The sequence below is a fragment of the Emticicia sp. genome, assembly GCF_043780375.1.
Classification (GTDB): Bacteria; Bacteroidota; Bacteroidia; order Cytophagales; family Spirosomataceae; genus Emticicia.
Map to the genome: position 1 here is coordinate 1 of NZ_JAYWCU010000144.1, position 21,552 is coordinate 21,552.

At 36.3% G+C, this 21,552-nt stretch carries 12 protein-coding genes; 8 read left to right on the top strand and 4 right to left on the bottom strand.

All coding sequences use genetic code 11. The features are described 5' to 3' along the window. Nucleotides 1–34: 34 nt before the first annotated feature. Nucleotides 35–829: a class D beta-lactamase gene (gene blaOXA / locus ACH2CJ_RS11270; RefSeq protein ID WP_394992905.1), complete on the top strand. Its 795-nt coding sequence runs from the start codon at nucleotides 35–37 to the stop codon at nucleotides 827–829. Between the two features lie 99 nt (nucleotides 830–928). Here blaOXA and ACH2CJ_RS11275 read toward each other — a convergent pair whose 3' ends face one another. Then, entirely contained in the window at nucleotides 929–1,528 is a 600-nt protein-coding gene (locus ACH2CJ_RS11275) for a transposase (RefSeq protein ID WP_394992906.1), read from the bottom strand. A 116-nt stretch (nucleotides 1,529–1,644) separates the two neighbouring features. On the opposite strand from ACH2CJ_RS11275, the gene ispE reads away from it, so the two are divergent. Genes ispE through recO form a run of 3 tightly spaced genes read left to right on the top strand, consistent with a single transcriptional unit; the run spans nucleotide 1,645 to nucleotide 3,769 of the window. Further along, entirely contained in the window at nucleotides 1,645–2,475 is an 831-nt protein-coding gene (ispE, locus tag ACH2CJ_RS11280) for a 4-(cytidine 5'-diphospho)-2-C-methyl-D-erythritol kinase (protein WP_394992907.1), read from the top strand. 30 nt (nucleotides 2,476–2,505) lie between these two features. After that, nucleotides 2,506–3,111 carry a heme-copper oxidase subunit III gene (locus tag ACH2CJ_RS11285; RefSeq protein ID WP_394992908.1) on the top strand — a complete coding sequence of 202 codons (606 nt, stop codon included), beginning with the start codon at nucleotides 2,506–2,508 and terminating at the stop codon, nucleotides 3,109–3,111. After that, nucleotides 3,080–3,769 (top strand): DNA repair protein RecO, encoded by a 690-nt coding sequence (recO, locus tag ACH2CJ_RS11290; RefSeq protein ID WP_394992909.1) that lies wholly within the window; start codon nucleotides 3,080–3,082, stop codon nucleotides 3,767–3,769. Before ACH2CJ_RS11285 ends, recO begins: the two co-directional genes overlap by 32 nt. 51 nt (nucleotides 3,770–3,820) lie before the next feature. Here the strand turns inward: recO and ACH2CJ_RS11295 are convergent, their stop codons facing one another. The 3 genes from ACH2CJ_RS11295 to ACH2CJ_RS11305 all read right to left on the bottom strand — a co-directional run bounded on the left by ACH2CJ_RS11295 (nucleotide 3,821) and on the right by ACH2CJ_RS11305 (nucleotide 9,607). Continuing rightward, a complete protein-coding gene (locus ACH2CJ_RS11295) occupies nucleotides 3,821–5,290 on the bottom strand; it encodes a leucyl aminopeptidase family protein (protein WP_394992910.1) in 1,470 nt (489 codons plus the stop codon). A 71-nt stretch (nucleotides 5,291–5,361) separates the two neighbouring features. Next, a complete protein-coding gene (locus tag ACH2CJ_RS11300; protein WP_394992911.1) occupies nucleotides 5,362–6,453 on the bottom strand; it encodes an alpha/beta hydrolase in 1,092 nt (363 codons plus the stop codon). A 190-nt stretch (nucleotides 6,454–6,643) separates the two neighbouring features. Next, nucleotides 6,644–9,607 (bottom strand): FAD-binding and (Fe-S)-binding domain-containing protein, encoded by a 2,964-nt coding sequence (locus ACH2CJ_RS11305; RefSeq protein ID WP_394992912.1) that lies wholly within the window; start codon nucleotides 9,605–9,607, stop codon nucleotides 6,644–6,646. 458 nt (nucleotides 9,608–10,065) lie between these two features. On the opposite strand from ACH2CJ_RS11305, the gene ACH2CJ_RS11310 reads away from it, so the two are divergent. The 4 genes from ACH2CJ_RS11310 to ACH2CJ_RS11325 all read left to right on the top strand — a co-directional run bounded on the left by ACH2CJ_RS11310 (nucleotide 10,066) and on the right by ACH2CJ_RS11325 (nucleotide 21,425). Beyond that, nucleotides 10,066–13,089, top strand: a complete 3,024-nt coding sequence (locus ACH2CJ_RS11310) for a SusC/RagA family TonB-linked outer membrane protein (protein ID WP_394992913.1) — start codon at nucleotides 10,066–10,068, stop codon at nucleotides 13,087–13,089. Between the two features lie 55 nt (nucleotides 13,090–13,144). Continuing rightward, a complete protein-coding gene (locus ACH2CJ_RS11315; protein WP_394992914.1) occupies nucleotides 13,145–14,614 on the top strand; it encodes a RagB/SusD family nutrient uptake outer membrane protein in 1,470 nt (489 codons plus the stop codon). 105 nt (nucleotides 14,615–14,719) lie between these two features. Continuing rightward, nucleotides 14,720–18,049 (top strand): VCBS repeat-containing protein, encoded by a 3,330-nt coding sequence (locus tag ACH2CJ_RS11320; protein WP_394992915.1) that lies wholly within the window; start codon nucleotides 14,720–14,722, stop codon nucleotides 18,047–18,049. 7 nt (nucleotides 18,050–18,056) lie between these two features. Next, the gene (locus ACH2CJ_RS11325) at nucleotides 18,057–21,425 is read left to right on the top strand and encodes a VCBS repeat-containing protein (RefSeq protein ID WP_394992916.1); all 3,369 of its coding nucleotides are present in this window, start codon (nucleotides 18,057–18,059) and stop codon (nucleotides 21,423–21,425) included. The last annotated feature ends 127 nt before the right edge of the window (nucleotides 21,426–21,552 follow it).

Here is a 21,552-nt window from a genome sequence, read left to right on the forward strand (position 1 = left end):
CTTTATCCCAAAATTAACCTTCTTTCTTATAGCAATGAAAAAAATATTTTTTGTCGGCTTATTTCTCAGTACATTTTTCAGTATTTCTGCCCAAGAGTTAGTCGATTTTGGTCAGTATTTCAAAGAAGCCGACCTTGAAGGAGGATTTTATTTGTATGATTACAAGAAAAAATTATATAAAATTACTGATAAATCCGATTTCGTGCGAACAACTTCGCCCGCTTCTACTTTCAAGATTCCGAATTCGTTAATTGCCTTAGAAGTTGGTGCGATAAAAGATGAAAATGACATAATTAAATGGGATGGCGAAAAACGCTGGTTAGATTCATGGAATAAAGACCACACACTCGCAGAAGCTTATAAAAATTCAACACTTTGGTTTTACCAAGAACTTGCACGCCGAATAGGAGAAAAAAACTATAATAAATACCTGAAAGCCTGTGATTATGGCAATCATAATATCGGGAAAGATTTGACAAAATTTTGGTTGGGCGAAAGCTCTGCTTTGCAAATTTCTCCCAAAAATCAGTTAGAGTTTTTAATAAAACTACACGAAGAAAAACTGCCTTTCTCGAAACGTACTTTTGAAATTACAAAGCGAGTGATGATTCGTGAACAAACAGACAATTATACCTTGAGAGCCAAAACTGGTTGGGCTCAAGCTGGCGGAAAAGACATCGGTTGGTACGTGGGTTACGTCGAAAAGAAAGACAATGTTTATTTCTTCGCTTTGCGAGTTCATAAACCTTTAGAAAAAGAAATGCCCGAATTTATTGCAAGACGTATCGAGATTTCGAATAAAATCATGAAACAAATAGGCATTATTTAGATTTAGTAAAGTACAACTCGAAGCCAATGCTCCGAGTTGTAAAAATGAACGTCGTTTCATCGAAAAAATTAAAATGGGTGAGAGAATTTTGCTCTTTTCTTACTTCAAATCTTCTAATTTCTCCAAGTCAATATCATCAAGCGTTGCTTTTATTTTACTCATCTCAACGTTATTTCCCTTTACGGTTACCACAAAACGATTTGCCACAATTACTGCCATTTCGCCATCTTTGTTTTTATTATTGTATTTTTCAAAGGCTTTGTGGTCTTTATATTTAGTTGTTTTTTCATACCCATCCTCGGTTTCTTTGTCCATCTCCATCATCGACCAAGCAGCCATTCCCATCAAAGCCCCTGTGCCAGCTACATCAACAATATTAATTTCTATTGAGCTATCATCATTTTTATAGCGACCTTCGGCGGTTGAGATATTGAAGCCCATAGCACCTGTTTTTTCGCTCGAAGCCTCTTTTCTTGGTAGGCCGTCGGCATCAGCAGGCAGTAATTCTTTCAATAATTTGGCATCTACTACCTCTTTTGGAGCTTCTTTCGACATCTTTTCTGCCTCCTTTGCCATATTTTGTAAAGCCTCCAAACCAGTTTTAGGCTCTTCTACTTTTTCTTCCTCTTTTTTACTACCACAATTGCTTAAAAATATACTTATCGTCAAAAGCGAAATTAATAGTTTTACAGTTTTCATTTTTTGCTCGTTTTTGGGTTTAATTTTAAGAAAGTTATAGTATTTTCTAAAAACAAAAAATTGTTTTACTATTTTTTTACTAAGCGGTTGAGTAAATTTGAGTTTTCAAAAACAAAATGCTCACATTCCCCAACGCCAAGATAAATATCGGCCTAAATATCATCGAAAAACGTGCTGATGGTTTTCATAATATTGAATCTGTTTTCTATCCTGTAGAATGGTGTGATGTGCTGGAAATTATTCCTTCGCAAGAAAAAGAAGTCAAATTTCAAAGTTCGGGCTTGGCAATTCCAGGTAATGAAAACTCAAATTTATGCCTTAAAGCATGGCATTTATTAAAGTCTCATATTTTGCAACCCCCTATTATTCATCTTCATAAAGTTATTCCGATGGGTGCCGGCTTGGGAGGTGGCTCGGCAGACGGTGCGTTTACGCTCAAAATGCTCAATGAAGTTTATGATTTGAAACTAAATAATGATAAATTACAAGACTACGCTCGTCAGTTAGGCTCAGATTGTGCATTTTTTATCGAAAATCGTCCAGTATTTTGTTATGGCAAAGGCGATCAATTCGAAGATTTTTCATTAGATTTGAGGGGGAAATACATAGTTCTAATCAATCCTGATATTCATATTTCAACCGCAGAAGCGTATTCGGGCGTGGTGCCTTGCAAACCCAAAATTTCTTTGAAAGATGGTTTAAAACAAAATATCACAGAATGGAAGGAAACAATTAAAAACGATTTTGAAAGAAACTTGTTATTAAAGTATCCAGCCATCGCCAATGTGAAAGCTTACTTATATCAATCGGGAGCAATTTATGCTTCTATGACTGGCTCGGGTTCAACACTGTACGGAATTTTTGACAAAGAAGACGAGTGTCGCACCGTTAATCTAAAAGATAAGTTTCCAAACTTTGCTCTATGGCAAGGTTTTATACGAAATTAAAAAATCTCCTGGTAGTGGCTTGGAGTCTTTATGAATCGCTTTACCAAACGTCGAGAACCATTTTCTTTCATGCTATATTTAGCTATGGTGGGCAGTGCTTTACTATTTTTATTTTTAATCTTTGTTTTTATATCAAAAGAAGCTGTCAATCAAGATATTCCAATCAAAATCCCTGGAGTATTTTGGTGGAGTACTTGGATGATTTTGGCAAGCAGTGCCACACTTCATGGAGCAAATAAGGCCTTTCGAGAAGAGCGTTTTAGAAGTTATCGACTAAACATTGGTCTGACACTTTTAGCAGGAATACTTTTTATTATTCTACAAGGTTTCGGCTGGCGAGAAATGCTTCTTTCTGGCATCACAATGAGCAATAATACTGGCGGAATGTTTATTTATATTTTGTCTGGATTACATATTTTTCATACCCTTGGTGGACTTATTGCTTTGGCTTCTGTCAACAAAGATGCGTTCCAAAGAATGGAGTATGTAGACTCGTATGTGTATAGTGTCAATCCACCTAATCAATTGAAAATTAAACTAATAAGTATCTACTGGCACTTTATTGATGTACTTTGGATAGCCTTGTTTGTGTTCCTCCTTTATCATGCTTCACAAAACCCGAGCGATAGTCATTAATTATATTCGTTATCGAGAAACGTCTATCATCGCCAAGGTTTATACCGAAAAATTTGGCATCCAGTCTTTCATAGAAAACGGAGTAAGAAGTAGCAAAGGAAAAAACAAAATTGCTCTTTTTCAGCCTCTTTCGCTCTTAGACTTGGTGGTTTATCATGATGAAAAAAAAGAGATTCATCGAATTTCTGAAATTAAATCAAATTTTCCATTCCGAACTTTACCCTACGAGATTCATAAGTCGAGCATTGGTATATTTTTGGATGAAATTTTGAACAAAACGCTCAAAGAGCATTCCGAAAACACTGTTCTGTTCGATTTCTTGCATCATTCGCTCATCTTTTTGGACGAAACAGACGAACATTTTGAAAATTTTCATCTGATTTTTCTCTTGAAATATGCTTTTTTCTTAGGATTTTCGCCACAAGACGCCAACGAAATTGTGACACAATTTAGAGATTTCAACGTAACTATTCCTTTCGATAATGATTATCAAAAATTGATGAATCAATTGATAATTGCCGATTATCAAACTCCAATTTCAATATCTCGTGGCGTAAGAAATCATTTACTCGAAGTAATTATTTTATTTTATCGCTTACACGTAGAAGAATTTGGAGAGGTTAAATCTTTGCAGGTTTTGAGAGAGGTATTGAGTTGATATATGAGTGAGTGATTATTAAATCACTCATTCACCAATCACAATTTCATTCTATATTTCCCGCAACCAAGCAGTTAAAAGTCTTACACCGTAAGCTGTTCCTGACTTCATTTTGGCAAATTCTGAGTCGCCAAAAGCTAATCCTGCAATGTCAAGGTGAGCCCAATTGGTGTGTCCATCAATAAAAACTTCTAAGAATTTTGCTGCTGTAATTGCTCCAGCTAAAGGCATTGAAGAAAGATTTTTTATATCAGCAACATCCGAATTCATCATGTCTTTATAGTCATCCCAAAGTGGTAACCGCCAGAGTTTTTCACCAGTTAATTGACTGATATTTAATAACTTATCAGATAATTCATCATTATTTGAAAGTAAACCTGCGGCTACGTAACCTAAAGCCGCAATACAATTTCCTGTCAAAGTTGCTAAATCAACAATTATGTCTGGTTCATAATTTTTCTTGATATAAGCAAGTCCATCTGCCAACACCAAACGACCTTCGGCATCAGTATCAATAACTTCAATGGTTTTTCCCGAATACGACGAAATCACATCACTTGGTTTCAAGGCATTGCCATCAACACAGTTTTCGGTTGCAGGAATTACGCCAATCAAATGTATAGGAAGTTTTAGTTTTGCAGCCAATTCGATTGTTCCTAAAACTGCTCCTGCCCCACCCATGTCCGATTTCATATAACTCATACTTGCCGAACCTTTGATTGAAATCCCACCTGTATCAAAGGTTACGCCTTTGCCCACCAAACCAATTTTTTTACCTTTTTCGTCCGAACCCTTATATTCCATCACAATAAATCTTACTGGATTTTCGGTGCTTCCCTTCCCTACTGACAAAAGTGCGTGAAGTCCAAGTTCGTAACATTGTTTTTCGTCAAAAACTTTTACATCAAAACCATATTTTTCGCCTGCTTCAATGGCAAATTCAGCCAATTTTTGAGGATATTTAAAATTGGCTGGAGCATCAACCAAAGCCATGATTCGGGCTTGCGTTTCGGCAATTTCTTGGCCAATTTTTGCAGCAATTTCTACCTTTTCAAGTGTATTTTCGGCAACTTGAATTTCTAAAATACCACCTTCACTAAAAAAATCTACTTCTATTTTTTTTTCTGTTTTATAAATTCCAACCTCATAGTTTGCCAAACAAATGCCATTAACTATAAACTCAGCATATTCTTCCAAACCTGCCAGTTTTAGCTTCAAACCTATATTTTTGGGCAGTTTTTTCTTTGAATTATAGAAAAACGAACGAAAAACCTTTATAAAATCAGCTTGTTTCGGGTTTTTGCCCAAACCCAAAAGATACACTTTTTCGAGCCCTTCATGTTTGCCATAAAGCATCAAGTTTTCTTTCAAACCCGCCTTAAAATCTTGCTGTAAATTTTCCGCACTCAAACCTACGTGTTTGGCAATTTTTGATAAATTTTCAACCAAATTATCATTATCTATTAATGGGAAAATAATAACTTTGGCTGCTGTATTTTGGGAAATTATATTTATTTTCATATTCTTAATTGACTCAAGCAATCATATACTCATTTTCCTACTACTAAAATCGACAAAATATCTTGTGCTTATCAATAAAACAACCATTCTATTGCCTTCGGAAACTCTTGTCCCCAGCGTTTTTCGTTATGTTCGCCTTTGAAGTCGGTCGAAAGCTTGATTTTGATTTTTTCAGTATCCCATCCTTGATTTTCGATGGTTTCTTTCATTTTCTTTACATTTGGAATCATCACTGAACCTTCTTTTCCGCCGCCATAAAGATAAATACTGGTATCCATCGGACTAAAAAATTCAATGGCATCGAAGTAAATTTTAGGAGAAACCCAAAGGGCAGGAGAAAAAACCATCAAACGACCAATAGTTTCGGGGTACATCAAACCTGCATAAATACTTATCAAACCACCCATCGAACTACCGCCAATGCCTGTAAATTGTCGCTCGGTTTTGGTTCTGAAATTGGTATCAATATATGGTTTTAAATTTCTGACAATAAAATTGGCATATTTCATGCCCAAGCCTTTTCCTTTTTTTTCGGTGGTATAAGGTGAATATTCATTGAAACGCTCCTTTTCGCCATGGTCAATCGCCACAACGATTACATCACCTTTTTCACGCTCGGCTAACAAAGAAAGGCGTTTATCAATCTCCCAATTTCCATAGCTGGAACCTTCACCAAACAAATTTTGGGCATCTTGCAAATACAAAACAGGGTAATGTTTATCAGTATTTGTGTCGTAATCGTGTGGAAGCAGAATATGAATTTTCCGTGTTTTACCTAATTGTGGAATCGCAAAGGTTTCGGAAATAACCTGTATTTTTGGCATCAGTTTTTTGATAAATGCCGTTGAGCCATCATGTCTCCAGTAAGGAACAAAATCTTCATACTTGCCTGATAATGAATCAATCAATCGATTACTGGGAGCATTTCCATAAGTATCCAACTCCACATAATTCCATCCGCCACGTGTATATTTGTATTCTAATGTTTCAGGAAGTTTAATTTCAGGCGAAAAAGTAAATTTGTACTTTCCCCTGCTCACACGTTGCATTTCAAAATCTGCCACATCAGGATTCCATTCACTAAAATTTCCAGCTAAAAAAACAGGTCTTTCGTCATCAATAGGTGTGGTCAGCTCTAAACTCAATAAGTTTCGGTTACTCATTTTTACTTTTTTATAATGGTTGGTAAATGTAAATTTACAAAATATAACTCTTTTTAAAAATTAGGGTTCAAAAAATTAATATACAAAAATCATAAGTCTCTTGTAATCAGGCTCTTATAAAACAAAAAAACGAAATACTTGCTTTAAATAAAAGCAAGTATTTCGCCAAAATCTTATATTTGAAGTAGTATTAAGACAATGCCTCCCAAAGAATCTCAACAGGGTGTAGAGCTTTTCTCCCTGTTCCATCATGAATTTGATGTCGGCAACTCGTCCCCGGTGCAGCAATAATTACCTCTTCGGCTTGCTTTCTTATAGTTGGAAAAAGTACCAATTCACCAATTTGCATCGAAAGGTCATAATGTTCTTTTTCGTAACCAAAAGAACCAGCCATACCACAACAACCCGACGGAATCAAATGCACTTCGTAGTTTTTAGGCAACGAAAGTATCTTTTTTGTCGGTGTCAGTGAGGCAACTGCCTTTTGTTGACAATGTCCGTGCAGTTTTATTAAGCGTTTTTCTTGCGTAAATTGCTCGCTCGTAATACGTTTAGCATCAATTTCACGGGCAATAAACTCATCAATCATCAAAGCATTTTTAGCTAATTTTTTGGCAGATTCTACTAAGTGTGCTTCAACCAAATCGGGATATTCATCTCTGAATGTTAGGATTGCAGATGGTTCAATGCCAATAATTGGTGTATTTTCATCGATTAAATCTTTCAATAAAACTACGTTTTGATTGGCCAATTTTTGAGCATCATGTAATAACCCTTTTGATAAATACGCCCTTCCAGAATCAACATGATTTGGTATGATTACTTGATAACCAAGCCTTTGCAATAAGTCTATGGCTTTTTTACCAATTGCTACATCATTAAAATTAGTAAATTCATCACAGAACAGATAAACAAGTTTTTGTTTTAGGGGTTCTAAATTTTGAGCCCCTGCAATAGATTTCTTATACCATTTTTTTAAAGTCGTTTTTCCAAGCAAAGGCATTGTACGGTCTGGGTGAAAACCTATGATGCGATTAGCGATTCTTCGTAGCGGAGCATTTCCCAAAACCAAATTATAAGTCCACGGAATATATGAAGCGATATTACTCATTTTTGAATAATTGCCAATCAACCACGATCGCAGTGGTACGCCATTCTGTTCATGATAATGCTGCAAAAACTCCATTTTCAGCTTCGCCACATCAACATTCGATGGACATTCTGACTTACACCCTTTGCATAAAAGGCACAAATCCATTACTTCTTTTACTTCTTTGCTATCAAAACGATTGAGTTTTTCAGAATTTGTCAAAACTTCTCGCAAAATATTGGCTCTTGCACGAGTTGTGTCTTTTTCGTTACGAGTTGCCATATAACTCGGACACATTGTGCCGCCACTCAACTCGGTTTTTCGGCAATCGCCTGAGCCATTGCATTGCTCGGCGTGTTGAAGAATACTTTGATTATTAAACCTAAAAATAGTCTCAAACTCAGGCACTTGTTGGTCAGCCTCGTAGCGAAGGAATTTGTCCATCGGAGGCGTATCAACAATTTTATTTGGATTAAAAATATTTTGAGGGTCCCAAACTTGTTTCAATTCCTTAATCAAAGCATAGTTTTTCTCGCCAATTTGCTGACGAATAAATTCTCCTCGTAAACGCCCATCGCCGTGTTCGCCCGAAAGAGAGCCTTTGTATTTTTTTACCAAAGTCGATATTTCTTCGGCAATCAGTCTAAATTGGCGATGTCCTTCGTGTGTTTTTAGATTAATAATTGGTCGCAAATGAATTTCACCTGAACCTGCATGGGCATAATGAACGGCAGACATGCGGTTTTTGGTCAAAATTTCATTAAAATCTCTAATAAAATCGGGCAAATCATTGACATCAACGGCAGTATCTTCGATTACGGCAACCGCTTTTTCATCTCCTGGAAGATTTGAAAGTAAACCTAAACCTGCTTTTCGTAAAGTCCATATTTTCTTCGTATCTTCCCCAAAAAGCAAAGGAAAATGATAACCTAAACCTGCGGCACGCATTTCTGTTTCCATTTTGGCGGCCAATTTCTCTACTTCATCTTTTGACTCACGAGCAATTTCAACTACCAAAACTGCACCTGGGTCGCCCTGCACAAAAAAACGATTTTGTAATTGCTCTTTGTTTTCTTTCGTACATTCTAAAATATAATGGTCAATCAACTCGACCGCCGAAGGGTTATATTTTAAGGCAATTAAATTTGCTCTAAGAGCTTCATCAATCGAATTAAAATGTACACAAACCAACCCTAAATTTTTAGGTGGCAGTGGATTGACATGAAGCTTTATTTCTGTCAAAAACATTAATGTTCCTTCTGAGCCAGCGATGAGTTTGCAGAAGTTAAAAAAAGCCCCTTCTGCCCCTGATGGGGGAGCTATAAATTCGTCTAACAATTCATCTATTGCATAACCAGTGTTTCTTCTTTTAATACTTGGCTTAGGAAATTCCCTTTTAATTTCTGCTTGATTGTCAAGATTAGAAAGTAAATTATATATATGTTGATAAAGTTTAGCTTCTAAAGTATCTCCCTTCATCTTATCAGAAAATGTATTTTTACCCTCATCGGCAGTTAGGGCGACCGTCGCTACGGGGCTAAATTCAACGAAGCTCCCATCACTCAAAAAACCTTTTACTTCTAAAAGGTGATCACGAGTGCTACCATACACCACTGAGTTTGAACCACAAGAATTATTTCCGACCATTCCTCCAATCATCGCACGATTGGCGGTTGAAGTTTCTGGACCGAAAAACAAACCATATTCGTTCAAGAAGTAATTCAACTCATCACGCACAACACCTGGTTGCACTCTTACCCAACTTTCTTCTATATTTAATTCTAAGATTTTTGTAAAAGTTCGAGAAACATCAACGATTATTCCATTACCAACGACTTGACCAGCCAATGAAGTACCTGCTGTGCGAGGAATCAAAGATGTATTATTTTCATGTGCAAAAGCTATCAATTTTTTAATGTCAGACTCATCTTTTGGAATAGCTACTGCCAAAGGCATTTCACGGTATGCCGATGCGTCAGTGGCGTAGAGTGTCCGCATAACATTGTCAAAATGAAGTTCTCCCGTTAAATCTTTGGCAAGTTGCTGTAATTTTTGATTTGTCATTATTCGTAAATTATTGAATTTTTCAAAGACATTTGTTTCTCCTCGTTGAACTAAAAAATTATTGATTGGCAAAAAACTTCTTTAAAAAGTACAAAATTGATAAAAACTTGTTTTGAAAGGCACAAAAGCCTTTTTTAAGCAAAAATACTTACTTTCTAAAGAAAAAGCAAACACCAAAGTCGATGAAATAATAAATATTATATTGTCTTTGTACAATTTTTCAAAATTGAATATTTTAAAGAATTTTTATTTTTTAAAACTATTTTTTGGACTTTATATATTTCTTTTTGTAATTTTGAAAGTTAATTAGAAAAATAGTTTAACCATTTCTTAACAAATTTCTATTTTGTTTGTTTTAACAATTAGGTTGACAAACACAAAAATAGAAATTTAGGCAATTGTTCAACAAAATTTCCTAATTTTTAAATCTTTTTATTAACTTACTTTAATTACAACCTATGATGAAGTCCTACCAAGTGGGTCGCCCCTCTGAGCGACCATTGGCTGGTGTGAAAAGAATTCTTTTCACTCTTGCCGCAATGCTGTTAACATCACTTACGCTTACCGTGATGGCACAAGATGTAACTGTTTCAGGTAAAGTAAAAGGTGCCGATGGAACTGGCTTACCTGGGGTATCCGTACAAGCGAAAGGTACTGCAAAAGGTACTCAAACCGACATTGAAGGTGCTTACAAATTAGCTGGTGTACCAAAAGGTGCTACATTAGTATTTAGTTTTGTAGGTATGGAAACAAAAGAAGTTGCAGTAGGTAACAAAACTACTGTTGATGTAACTTTAGTTGACGACACGAAAGCCCTTGAAGAGGTAGTAGTGGTTGGTTATGGTACTCAAAAAAGAAAAGAAATTTCTGGAACTGTAACAAGTTTGGGTAGTCGTGACTTCAATGCTGGTATTGTAACGAACCCATTGGCTGCTGCTCAAGGTAAAGTTGCAGGTTTGGTTATAACTTCAAGTAGTGGTGACCCGAACTCAAGACCAACTGTACGGTTGAGAGGAACAGGCTCGTTAAGTGCTGGTTCTGAACCACTTTATGTAATTGATGGTGTGATTGGTGCTCCAATTGAAAACGTTGCTCCTGAAGATATCCTTACAATGGATGTTTTGAGAGATGCTTCTTCTGCTGCAATCTATGGTTCAAGAGGTGCTAATGGTGTAATTTTGATTACTACCAAAAGAGGTAAATCTGGTGCTCCAACGGTTGATTATAGTGCTTATGTTGGACAAGAAACTATTTCTCAAAGACCTGATTTATTGAATGGTGCTGAGTATAGAGAAGCTGCTACAAAGTATAAGCAAACTTATACTGACAATGGTGCTAATACAGATTGGTTGGATGTAATTACACGTAAAGCAACAAGCCAAAACCATAATCTTGGTGTTTCTGGTGGTTCTGAGAATTTCTCATACCGTGCTTCGGTTGGTTATTTAGACCAAACTGGAACTTTGCTTGGCTCAGGAAAAGACCGTGTAAATGCACGTTTGAATCTTGATTCTAAAGCCATGAATGGAAAATTAGCAATGAAGTTTAATATGTCTGCTTCTCAAGCTAATGCTGATATTGCTCAAAACAGAGCAATCGGTTTTGCGATGAACATGCGTCCTACTGACCCAGTTTATAATTCTGACGGAACGTATTTCCAGATTCCTGGTACATTTGCTAACTTTAATCCGTTGGCTGTACTTGAGAATGTATCTCAAAAAGAAAAATTACAAGACTTATTGTTTAATACTCAATTAGGTTACACAATTATTGAAGGTTTGGTATTTAATGTTAGTGGAACATTACGTACACAAAACAGAAACAATAGTAGTTTTGTAAAATCTACTCCTGGAAACCTTCTTTCAGTGGTTGGAGGAAACTCTGGTTCAAGATCATTGAATGCAGTAAATGACCAACAACTTGAAACAACTTTGAGTTATTCAAAGGCTGTTGGTGCAAATAGCACATTAAATTTATTAGGTGGATATACCTATCAAGATGTAATAAGCGATGGTTTTGGTGCAAGTAACAACAACTTTTTGTCTAATGATTTGGGAGCAAACAACCTTGGTTCAGGACTTGGTATCAGAACTAATCCAAATTTACTTGGCTCTTACAAAAATGAGTATAAATTAGTTTCGTTCCTTGCTCGTGCACAATACAGTTTGGCAAACAAATATTTTGCAACTGTAAACGTACGTCGTGATGGTTCAACTAAATTTGGAGATAACAACAAGTGGGGATTCTTTCCATCGGTATCGGTTGGTTGGGCATTGAATGAAGAGGCTTTCTTGAAAGGAAACTCTACTATTGATAATTTAAAACTACGTGTTAGTTGGGGTAGAACTGGTAACTCAGAAGGTATCTCTCCATTACGTTCTCGTTCATTCTATGGCCCAAGTGGCTCGTATTATGATGGATTAACCGATGATTTCTTGCCTGCTTATGCAATCCAAGGAAACCCAAATCCAAACTTGAAATGGGAAGTTAACGTAAACTATGGTGCTGGTATAGATTTCTCAATGTTTAAAGGAAAACTAAGTGGTTCATTAGATTATTATACACGTCAAACAAAAGACCTTTTGTATGTCGTTAACGCTCCGCAAGAAAAAGGATTTGTATTCCCTACAATCTTAGCAAATGTTGGAAGTATGCAAAACAGAGGTGTTGAAATCTCAACTTCATATCAGTGGGTTGATAACAGCAAATTCTCATTTAGTTCAACATTTGTTGGTTCATTCAACAAAAATAAAGTGTTGAGTTTGAAAAATGACGATTTTGCAGCACAAGACCAAATATTTTTACAAACCAGCTTAGGTAGCTTCATCAGAGGTACATCAGCAGTAGCTTTCTCAGTATTGCAAGCTGGTCAACCAGTTGGTGTGTTCTACGGAGCTAAAGTTGCTAAGATTGAAAACGGTAGATATGTATTTCAAGATTTGAATGGCGATGGAAAAGTGAATCAAGCAAATCCTGACAGAGAAGACCAAACTTATTTGGGTAGCCCAACTCCTTTATTTGTTGGTGGTTTAACTAATAATATGAAATTTGGTAATATTGATTTTCAGTTCCAATTGATAAGTAACTTGGGAGCTAAAATTGTAAATACTAATAATTTATTATTGGGCAGACAAGATGGACGTTTAGCTGAAAGTAATGCTCTTAAATCTGCATTGACAACTGTTGTTAATGATGAGCGTACATTACCGATGGACTATTATGTTGAATCTGGCAACTATGTTCGTTTAAACAATGCTTCTTTAGGCTATACTATTCCAGTAGGAAAAAGTATTGTTAAGAGAGCAAGAATTTATGTGGCTGGAAATAACTTATTATTGTTTACTAAATACTCAGGTGTAGATCCTGAAATTAGTCAAGCACTAAAAGTTGATGGTGATAACCAAAGAGCACCAGGTATTGATGTTCGTGAGACATTCTACAAGACTCGTGGTATCACTGCTGGTGTAAGTTTAAGTTTCTAAAAACATTTTATTAACAAGGTGTTATTAAAAGATATAAAAAATTAAAAACAATAATATGAAAAAATTCATTTTTACAGCATTGACTGTTGGTGCTTTGACTTCATTGTCATTACAGTCTTGCACAAATTTAGATGAGCCCGTATATGATGCAATACCAGCAGACCAATTTTTGAAAACTGACGCTCAAGTAGCTGCGGCTTTAGGACCTGCATATGGTGGTTTAAGAGGAATTACTTGGGATTGGTTCAATCCGAGTGAAGCATCTTCTGATGAGTTAATTGTTCCAACTCGTGGTGGTGACTGGTTTGATAATGGTGACTGGTTAGCTTATTCTCGCCATACTTGGACTCCACAACACGGACCAATCAATGGTATGTGGGGTTTTATATTTGGTAATATTTCACGAGTAAACCAATTGATCCCAGTAGTAAGTACAAACAAAGCTGCTGTGGACGAGCTTCGTGCTATTCGTGCATTTTACTATTTTATGGCTATTGATGCTTTTGGTAATGTGCCTATCGTAACTGATTCGAAATCAAATGGTGCTACTAAAACACGTGCTGAAGTTTATGCTTTTCTTGAGAAAGAATTGACAGAATCTATTCCAAGCTTAACAGCAGGAAAAGCTTACAGCCGTATGACACAAGATGCAGGTAATATGTTATTGGCTAAATTGTATTTGAATGCTGGTGTTTATAAAGGCTCACCTGAGTGGCAAAAAGCTTTAGATGCTGTCAATAAAGTAATTGCATCTAAAAATGCTTATTCTCTTTCTTCATCTACCCTTGCCAACTTTATTGTGCAAAACCAAGGTTCAGGAGAAAACATTTGGACAATTCCTTTCGATAGCTTCAAAGCTGGTGGTATGAACTTCCAAATGAGAACTTTGCACTATGCAAATGCTACTACTTATGGTTTGAGTAACTCACCTTGGAATGGATTCTGTACATTAGCAGATTTCTATAACTCATTCGAGAAAACAGATTTACGTAAAGCAATGTGGATTGAAGGACAGCAGTTTGCCGCTTCTGGAGCAAAATTATTAGATGCTAAAAACCAACCATTGGCTTTTATCGCTGATTTCCCAAAAGACCAAATGACAGATGCTGACCCTGAGTTTCAGGTTGCTGGTATCCGTTCGCAGAAATATGAAATCCAAAGAAATAACCCTAACGGAGACCAAAGTAATGACTACGTTGTATTCCGTTTGGCTGACGCACTTTTGATGAAAGCAGAAGCTTCTCTCAAGCTTGGTAAAGCTGCTGATGCATTAGCAGAAGTTAATAAAGTTAGAGTACGCTCGGGAGTTGCTGCGATGACTACTTTAACTGAAAAAGATATTTTGGCAGAAAGAGGTCGTGAAATGGCTTGGGAAGGTTGGAGACGTAACGATATGATTCGTTTCGGCACATTCAGCCTCGAAAGAAAATTCATGAAGAAATTGGACAAAACAAGAGAATTGTTCCCAATTCCTCAAGCTCGTATCGATGCTAACCCATTATTGAAACAAAATCCTGGGTATTAATTTTTAAATATTTTTAAAAAGGCAGTTCCCAACGGTTCTGCCTTTTTATTTTTTTATACCATTGTACAACATATCTTTGTTGTACGATTACTTTAACCTATAACGATGAAAAAGATACTGTGGGCTACATGTTGTATATTTTTATCTCTTTCCTGCAAAAAAACAGAAAATACATTATTTGAATCTTTACCATCTTCTCAGACAGGTATTGATTTTGTGAATAGAAGTCTTGAAAAAAAAGAATTCAATATCTTCAATTACCGTAATTTTTATAATGGCGGAGGAGTTGCTATTGGCGATGTTAATAACGACGGACTTTCGGATATTTTCGTAACTTCTAACTTTGAAGATAATAAACTTTACCTCAACAAGGGCAAAATGACCTTTGAGGACGTAACCGTAAAGTCGGGGATTGTTGGCAAAAAATTCTGGTCCACGGGCGTAACATTTGCTGATGTGAATGGCGATGGGTTAATGGATATTTACGTCTGTAATTCGGGAAGTCGAGACCAACGTGGCAATCAATTATATATTAATCAAGGAATAAAAAACGGAATACCCTCTTTTGTAGAAAAAGCAAAAGAAGCGGGCTTGGAAGATGGCGGATTTTCGACACACGCTGCTTTTTTTGACTATGACCGAGATGGCGATTTAGATATGTATTTGCTCAATAATAGCTTTACGCCTATTGATAAATTGGGTTATCAGAATTTAAGAAATCAAAGAGATAAATTGGGGGGAGCTAAATTGTTTAAAAATAACCTACTTACCGATGGAGAAACACCAAAAAACGGAGAGACTCCGCAATTTACTGACGTTTCGGAGGAAGCTGGAATTTATGGAAGTTTGATTGGTTTTGGACTTGGTATTACGATTGGCGATGTAAACAATGACAATTGGCCAGATGTTTATATCTCAAATGATTTCTATGAACGAGACTATTTGTATATCAATCAAAAAAATGGGACATTTAAGGAAGACCTTGAAAACCAAATGCCTCATACAAGCCTCAGTTCAATGGGGGCAGATATTGCCGACATAAACAATGATGGAAATCTTGATATTTTCGTAACAGATATGTTGCCTGGAGACGACAGAAGATTGAAAACAACCAGTGTTTTTGAAGGCTATAACTTGGCTGATTTAAAGTTGAAGCAAGGTTTTTGGCATCAATACATGAGAAATAACCTTCAGCTAAATAATGGAGATGGTACATTTAGCGAAATCGGACAGTTTTCGGGCGTTCATGCAACCGATTGGAGTTGGGGTGCTTTGATTTTTGATATCGACAACGATGGTTTGAAAGATATTTTCGTAGCAAATGGCATTGCCAAAGACCTAACCGACCAAGATTTTGTAGAGTTTTTGGGAGATAGAAATACCATGCAACAAATGCTCGAAGGCAAAAAATTTGATGCAAAAGAGTTTATTGATAAGATTTCTTCCGTGCCAATTCCAAATTATGCCTACAAAAACACTGGCGACTTGCAATTTACCAATAATGTGAAAAATTGGGGGCTGGAAGGTCCGGGCTTCTCCAATGGTGCGGCCTATGGTGATTTGGATAATGATGGCGATCTGGATTTGGTAGTCAATAATGTCAATGCTCCGCTTTCCGTTTTCAAAAATAAAACAAATGAAGTAAGTAAAAACCACTTTTTGACTGTAAAACTCAAAGGAACTGCCAAGAATTTGAATGGTATTGGTGCGAAAATTACTTTATATCAACAAGGTACAATCAAACTTTTGCAACAAATGCCAAATCGTGGCTTTCAATCGTCGAGCGACCATCAAATGGTCTTTGGCTTGGGTGAGAAAAGCACGATTGATTCCTTAAAAATAATTTGGACTGATGATAAAATGGAGGTCATCAAAAACCCAAAAGTTGACCAAACACTTACTTTAGATTATAAAAATGCCAATCAGGTTTTCAAAGAAACGATTTCTACTAAAAGTCTCTTATTCAGCGATATTACTTCAAATACGCTCACTTATACGCATCAAGAAAGTAAGTTTCAAGATTATGATCGTGATGTGCTTTTGAAACAAAAATATTCTACACAAGGGCCGGCAATGGCAGTTGGAGATGTAAACAGCGATGGTTTAGATGATGTTTATATGGGTGGAGCAACTGGTCAGGTAAAACAACTTTATATTCAGCAGAAAAACGGGAAGTTTGTTGAGTCGAAACAAATAGATTTTGGCATGGATGTAACAACCGAAAATACCGATGCTCTATTTTTTGATGCTGACAAAGACAATGACCTTGATTTGTTTATCGTTACGGGTAGCAACGAATTTGAAGTCAATGCTCCTGAATTGCATGATTTGCTGTACCTCAATGATGGTAAAGGTAATTTCAAGCGAGATATTCGTTTCCCTTCAATTTTTGAAAATGGTTCATGCGTAACCGCTGGCGATTTTGACAAAGACGGCGACCAAGACTTATTTGTTGGGTCAAGAATGATTTCGGGCAAATATGGCATGAATCCCACCAGCAATTTCTACATAAATGATGGTACAGGAAATTTCAAAAATCAATCGAAGCGATATATGCCTCAAATCAATGAATTGGGCATGGTAACAGACGCCGAATGGGTAGATATTGATAAAGATGGTTTTTTGGATTTGGTAATTACACAAGATTGGGGCGGAATTGTTGTTTTCAAGAATGAAAGAGGCAGAACGCTGACGTTGAAAGAAACCATCAAAGATTCAGAAGGCTTATGGAATTGCCTTAAACCAGCAGATATTGATGGCGATGGCGATATAGATTTCATCGTTGGCAATATGGGTGATAACACAAAATTGAAAACTTCTGTGCAAAACCCTGCCATATTAAATGTCAATGATTTTGATAAAAATGGCACTACTGAGCAAATTATTTCGTGCATTACTGAAGATGGAAAAACATACCCAATGGTTTTGAAAGGTGAACTACAAAGAGCCTTACCAATGATAAAGAAAAAATTCATTAAATATACCGACTACGCCAACAAAACCATTTCCGAACTCTTCTCAGAAGAGCAAATGAAAGATGGCATTGAGAAAAAAATCGTTACAACAAAATCGTCATTTTTAATCAATGATGGCAAAGGTAATTTTGCATTAAAAGCATTGCCTTATGAAGCTCAGTTTTCGCCAATTGCAGCCATTGAAACAGAGGATTTTGACAAAGATGGTATTTTGGATATTGTTTTAGCAGGAAACTTTTTCGATGTGCTGCCCGAATGGGGGCGTTTTGATGCCAATTATGGACTTTTCTTGAAAGGAAACGGTAAGGGTGAATTTCAAACTATAAAATCAAAAGATTCTGGTTTTAAAACGATGGGACAAGTACGAAAAATGTACAAACTGAAAACCAACGGAAATAGAGAAGTGCTTGTTTTGGCTAAAAACAATGACAATGCACAAGTATTTAGTTTTAAAAAGTAAAAATTGTATGAAAACGATAGTCAAATATTTAAGCATAATACTCATTCCAATAATTGCGTTCAACTGCAAATCAGATAAAAATAACAACGAGGTAAAGCTATTTCAAAAACTTTCGCCGACCGACACAAAAGTTGATTTTACCAATACCGTTAAAGAAACAAAAGATTTCAATATTTTAGATTATCTCTATTTTTTTAATGGTGGTGGAGTTTCGGCAGGAGATATTAATAATGATGGACTAACAGATTTGTTTTTTGTGTCGAATCAAGGCAAAAGTAAGCTTTATTTGAATAAAGGAGTAAAAAATGGCATACCTCAATTTGAAGATATTTCTGAAAAAGCAGGTATTGGTGGCTTTTCTGATTGGAAAACGGGAGTAACAATGGCAGACGTAAACGGCGATGGATTGCTCGATATTTACGTTTGTGCCGTTGGAAATTATAAAGGTTTAGAAGGCTCAAATGAATTATATATCAATAATGGGGACCTTACTTTCTCGGAAAAATCAAGCGAATATGGCTTAGATTTTACTGGTTTTTCGACCCAAGCTGCCTTTTTTGACTTCGATAAAGATGGTGATTTGGATATGTATTTGCTCAATCACGCAGTACATAATTCTCGTTCGTATGACCGAGTAAACACCCGAATGTTGAAAGACAATGAGGCGGGCGATTATTTATACAGAAATGACAACGGAAAATTTAAAGACATTAGTAAAGAAGCTGGCATTTATCAAGCGGCAATGGGCTATGGTTTGGGTATTTCGGTTGCTGATTTGAATAATGATGGCTGGCTGGATATTTATGTAAGTAACGATTTTCATGAAGATGATTATTATTATATCAATCAAAAAAATGGCACATATAGCGAGGAAGTCAAAGAGCATTTCAATCATTTAAGTCGTTTTTCGATGGGGTCTGATATTGCCGACATTAATAATGATGGTTTTCAAGATTTAATGACTTTGGACATGTATCCGGAAGATGAAAAAGTTGAAAAATCATCAGTTGGCGAAGACCCGCTCGATATTTATCTCTACAAACTTCAATTTGGCTATTTCAATCAATATTCTCGCAATTGCTTGCAGTTGAACATGGGCGGAAAACGATTCAGCGATATTGCTCCAATGGCGGGCGTAATGGCAACGGATTGGAGTTGGAGTACACTTTTGGCAGATTATGATGGCGATGGTATAAAAGATATTTTTATTTCTAACGGAATCTTAAGAAGACCAAATGACCTAGATTATTTGAAATTTATCGCTGCCGATTCTCTCCACTTTAATTTGCCAACTTCAGCCAAACTCGATCAAGAAGCAATGGACAAAATGCCAAGTGGAAAGTGGCACAATTACCTATACAAAGGCACAAAAGAGTTACGTTTTCAAGATAAATCAACGGTTTGGGGTTTTGAAGAAAATGGCATTTCGAACGGTTCGGTCTATGCCGATTTAGATAACGATGGCGATTTGGACTTGGTTACCAACAACTTAAATGAGCCTTCAGCAATTTATCTCAACAATAGCCGCCAACTTTTAAAGAATAATTATGTAAAAGTAAAATTTAAAGGAAATGACAAAAACACCTTCGGAATTGGGGCAAAAGTTATTCTTAAAACCACCGATGGAGAGCAGTTGCAGCAAATGATGCCCACACGTGGGTTTATGAGTTCGGTCGAACCTTCCTTGATTTTTGGCATCGGAAAACTTGCCAAGGTTGATACAATGATTGTGATTTGGGAAAACCAAATGGTCGAAATTATCAAGAATCCAACAATCAATACGACTTTGACTTTGGATGAAAATAATGCGAAAATAAAGGTAGGTGATTTCCAGTTTTTTGTGCCAGCGAAAGCCTCTTTTGTCGAAAATACCACTGAAATAAATATACCTTACGTTCATAAAGAAAATACCTATTTCGATTTTAATCGTGAGTCATTGATACCTTTTAAGGTTTCGATTGAAGGACCAAAAATGGCGGTAGGAGATGTGAATGGCGATGGTTTAGAGGACTTTTATGTGGGTGGAGCAAAGTATCAAGCAGGTGAACTTTATCTTCAAAAAGGCAATGGATTTGTATTAAGTAAGCAAGCTGTTTTTCAAGAAGATTCTCTCATGGAAGATGTCGATGCTTTGTTTTTTGATGCCGACGGCGACAAAGACCAAGATTTGTACGTGGTGTCTGGCGGAAATGAATTTTATGACCAAATGCCTCAGCAATTCGACAGACTTTATATAAATGACGGCAAGGGAAACTTCTCAAAGTCGCTTAATTCGCTTCCCGAAATGTTCGACAATAAATCTTGCGTAAAACCTTGCGATTTTGATAATGATGGCGACATTGATTTATTTGTAGGAGGACGAGTTGTTGGATATTCTTACGGCCAATCGCCCCGCTCTTATCTTTTAGTAAATGATGGAAAAGGAAACGGTTCGTCGCCACGATTTAAAGATTTAACAACAACAATTGCTCCAGAACTTCGACTGGCAGGTATGACTACCGATGCAATTTGGGCGGACTTAGACAAAGATGGCGACCAAGACCTAACAGTTGTAGGCGATTGGATGTCGATTAAAATGTTTGAAAATGACAATGGGAAATTCAAGCAATTTGATAATAATTTAGGTGATTTTACTGGTTTTTGGCGAGGAATCACGGCGGCAGATTATGACAAAGATGGTGATATTGATTTAATAGTAGGAAACTTAGGCACAAATACCAAATTCAGAAAAGAAGAAGGTGGAAAACTAAAAATGCTCATCAAAGACATTGATGACAATAAAGCCAAAGACCATATTTTGGCATATAGCAAAAGTAATCCGAGTGGCAACGCACGTTGGTTTCCTGTCAATGGAAAGGACGAAATGGGGAAGCAAATTCCAGGCATTATCAACAGAAAATTCACTACTTATAAAGATTTTGCAGGAAAAACCATTGACGAAATTTTTACCAAAAAACAATTGGAAGATGCCGATGAAAAACTTGTCAATACTTTTGAGTCCGTTTATCTCGAAAATTTGAGTAATAAGACCTTCAAATTATCGCCTTTGCCAAATTTGGCTCAAGTTTCTAAAATTATGACCATGTTTAGCGAAGACGTTGATAATGACGGCAATATGGATGTTATTTTAGGCGGAAATTTTAGAGGAGCAAGCATGTATCAAGCTCAATATGACGCCTCCTATGGTTTAATTCTGAAAGGCAATGGTAAAGGAAACGGTTCGTCGCCTCGATTCAAAGCTATCGTTCCTACCGATAGCGGTTTCTTGCAAGAAGGTGATGTACGAGATATTAAAATCGTTAATACTCCAAAAGGAAAATTGTATTTTGTAGTTAGAAATAACGCCAAAATGCAGGTTTTTAAGAGAATCCTATAGAACCAACCCCATTTACTTCACCCTAAATCCCCTCTCTACAATGGAAGGACTTTAAGAGGTTGTTTCTGTTTTTTTTTGCTGGTAAAAAATGATACTTTTTTAACTTAATCAAGGTTGAAAAAGTGAA